1 protein-coding gene is annotated in these 3347 nt (G+C 60.1%); it reads right to left on the minus strand.

The window, feature by feature from the left end; genetic code table 11:
- Positions 1 to 3347 (minus strand): pyruvate carboxylase (gene pyc, locus V6S97_RS28935; protein WP_334428425.1); only part of this gene is annotated, 3347 nt, incomplete at both ends.

Below are 3347 nucleotides of genomic sequence, written 5' to 3' on the forward strand. Positions count from 1 at the left end.
CGTTCGGCGTGAAGCGCGGTTTCCATCTTCATGGCTTCGATGGAGAGCAGCACGTCACCGGCCTTGACCTCCTGACCCTGATTGACGAAGACGCGGCTGATAACGCCGGGCATCGGTGCACCAATATGGACAGCATTGCCCGGTTCGGCCTTGCGGCGCACGGCGGAGCCGGAAGCACCATGGGCACGATCCGGCACCTTGATGCGGCGCGGCTGGCCGTTGATCTCGAAGAACACCGTCACCATGCCCTTGTCATCAATGCCGGACGAGGCCTGATTGACGATGACAAGCGTCTTGCCGCGCTCGATATCGGCAAACAGCTCCTCGCCATCCTCCATGCCGTAGAAATAGGCATGGGTGGGCAGCACGGAAACGGGGCCGTATGTCTCGGCGGTGAGCGCGAAATCGGTGAACACCTTCGGATACATGAGATAGGACGCGAACTCGAAGTCGTCGACCTTGCGCTCCAGCTTGGTCTCGATCACCTTCCGCTCCGCGTCGAGATCGGCATCTGCCAAAAGCGAACCCGGACGAACGGTATAGGGCGCTTCGCCCTTCAGCGCCTTTTTCTGCAGGGCTGCCGGCCAGCCGCCTGGCGACTGTCCGAGATCGCCTTTCAGCATCGAAACCACCGATTCCGGGAAAGACACTTCACGATCGGGGTTTTCGACATCGGCGACCGTCAGATCCTGGCTGACCATCATCAGCGCCATGTCACCGACGACCTTGGAGGACGGGGTTACCTTGACGATATCGCCGAACATGCGGTTGGCATCGGCATAGGCCTGCGCCACCTCGTGCCAGCGGCTCTCCAGACCCAGCGACCGCGCCTGTTCCTTGAGGTTGGTGAACTGGCCGCCCGGCATTTCGTGCAGATAGACTTCCGAAGCCGGTCCCTTGAGATCGCTTTCGAAAGCCGCATACTGGTTACGAACAGCTTCCCAGTAGAAGGAAATGCGGCGGATCCATTCCGTATCAAGACCCGTATCGCGTTCCGACCCTGCCAGCGCCTCAACGATCGAACCAAGGCATGGCTGCGAGGTGTTGCCAGAGAAGGCATCCATCGCAGCATCCACGGCGTCGACGCCGGCATCCACAGCGGCCAGAACGGTGGCGGCGGAAATGCCCGAGGTATCATGGGTGTGGAAATGGATCGGCAGACCGGTCGCCTCGCGCAACGCCTTGAACAGAACCTTGGCGGCAGCCGGTTTCAACAGACCCGCCATGTCCTTGACGGCGATGATATGAGCGCCGGCTTTTTCAAGCTCGGCGGCAAGGCCGGTATAATATTTGAGATCATATTTCGGACGCGCCGAATTCAACAGGTCGCCGGTGTAGCAGATGGTCGCTTCGCAGAGCTTGTTCTCCTCGGCAATCGCATCCATCGAAACGCGCATATTCTCCACCCAGTTCAGGCAGTCGAAGACGCGGAAAAGATCAACTCCGCCCTTTGAGGCCTGGCGGACGAAATATTTCACGACATTATCAGGATAATTCTTGTATCCGACGCCGTTTGCGCCGCGCAGCAGCATCTGCAGCAGCAGGTTCGGCGCGCCTTCGCGGATAAGCGCCAGGCGCTCCCACGGATCTTCGGTGAGGAAGCGCATGGAAACGTCGAATGTCGCACCACCCCAGCATTCCAGCGACAGAAGTTGCGGCAGCGCCTTGGCGTAAACACTCGCGACATGGGCGATGTCATGGGTGCGAACACGGGTAGCCAGAAGCGACTGGTGTCCATCGCGCATGGTCGTATCGGTGACCAGCACGCGCTTTTCATTACGCATCCAGTCCGCAAAGCCCTTCGGGCCAAGCTTGTCCAGCAGCTGCTTTGTGCCGTCAGGTGTCGGCGCATCGATATAAGGCACGATGGGCTTCGCCGCCTTTTCGGACGGCCTGGCGCGACCCTTGGTTTCCGGGTGGCCGTTGACGGTCACGTCGGCGAGATAGGTCAGAAGCTTGGTGGCGCGGTCCTGACGCTTGACCTGTGCGAAGAGCTCCGGCGTCGAATCGATGAACCGGGTCGTATAGGTGTTGTTACGGAAGCTGTCGTGACCGATGATGGCTTCGAGGAAGGTGAGGTTGGTCGCCACGCCGCGAATACGGAATTCGCGCAGCGCGCGGTCCATGCGGTTGATCGCCTCATCCGGTCGCGGCGCCCAGGCCGTCACCTTCACAAGCAGCGGATCGTAATAGCGGGTGATGACAGCGCCGGTATAGGAGGTGCCGCCGTCCAGACGAATGCCGAAGCCTGACGCGGAACGGTAGGCGGTGATACGGCCATAGTCCGGAATGAAATTATGCTCCGGGTCTTCGGTCGTGATGCGGCACTGCAGCGCATGGCCATTGAGACGGATGTCCTCCTGGCGCGGAACGCCGGATTCCGCCGTGCCGATGGCGGCACCTTCGAGAATATGAATCTGCGCCTTGACGATATCGATACCAGTCACGACTTCGGTGACGGTATGCTCCACCTGAATACGCGGATTGACCTCGATGAAGTAAAATTTGCCGGTATCGGCATCCATCAGATATTCGACCGTGCCGGCGCCGATATAATTGGTCGCGGCGGCGATCCTCAGGGAGTAGGCGGCCAGTTCCTGGCGCTGCGCTTCGGACAGATAGGGTGCAGGCGCACGCTCGACGACTTTTTGATTGCGCCGCTGGATCGAACAATCACGCTCGAACAGATGCACGACATTGCCATGCGTATCGCCGAGAATCTGGCTTTCGACGTGACGCGCACGCTCGACCAGCTTTTCGAGATAAACTTCATCCTTGCCGAAGGCGGCTTTCGCCTCGCGCTTGGCCTCCGTCACCTCGCGGGCGAGGTCCTCCTTTTTGCGGATGGCGCGCATGCCGCGACCGCCGCCGCCCCAGGAGGCCTTGAGCATCACGGGATAGCCGATTTCTTCGGCCATGCGTTCCACTTCCGCTATATCGTCAGGCAGCGGATTGGTGGCGGGAACAACGGGGACATCAACCGAGATCGCCAGATTGCGGGCGGCGACCTTGTTGCCGAGCTGGCGCATCGTATCCGCCGTCGGCCCGATGAAGGTGATGCCGGCCTTGTTGCAGGCCTCCACGAATTCGGGGCTTTCAGACAGGAGACCGTAACCGGGATGGATCGCGTCTGCTCCGGAGAGCTTGGCCACGCGGATAACCTCCTCGATCGAAAGATAGCTCTCGATCGGCCCCATATCCTTGGCGAGATGCGGCCCTCGGCCAACCTGATAGGATTCGTCCGCCTTGAAGCGGTGCAAAGACAGCTTGTCCTCTTCCGCCCAAATCGCAACGGTTTTAATCCCAAGCTCATTCGCTGCCCGGAAAACGCGGATCGCAATTTCGGA

The organism is Agrobacterium sp. CCNWLW155 (assembly GCF_036888815.1).
GTDB lineage: Bacteria > Pseudomonadota > Alphaproteobacteria > Rhizobiales > Rhizobiaceae > Agrobacterium > Agrobacterium radiobacter.